1 rRNA gene is annotated in these 227 nt (G+C 46.7%); it reads left to right on the top strand.

Features of this window, described 5'->3' with window-relative positions:
- Window positions 1-165 precede the first annotated feature (165 nt).
- A 5S ribosomal RNA gene (rrf, locus tag SB658_RS28345) occupies window positions 166-227 on the top strand; the annotation flags it as partial.

The following is a 227-nucleotide window of genomic DNA, read 5'->3' as shown; positions in this document are numbered from 1 at the left end:
GACAGATACTAATCGATCGAGGACTTAACCATATTTTTGAATGATGTCACACCTGTTATCTAGTTTTGAGAGAACACCTCTCTAAAGGCGGAAGGTAAGGAAACTCCGCTAAGGGCTCTCACATCCTGTGAGAAACGCCCAGTACCTTCGTCCTGAAGGCATTTGTTTGGTGGCGATAGCGAAGAGGTCACACCCGTTCCCATACCGAACACGGAAGTTAAGCTCTT

Source organism: Bacillus sp. SIMBA_008 (assembly GCF_046535495.1).
In the GTDB taxonomy this organism is placed as follows: Bacteria; Bacillota; Bacilli; order Bacillales; family Bacillaceae; genus Bacillus; species Bacillus subtilis.
Note: the sequence above shows the minus strand (reverse complement) of the source record. Positions and strands in the feature narration are given on the sequence as shown.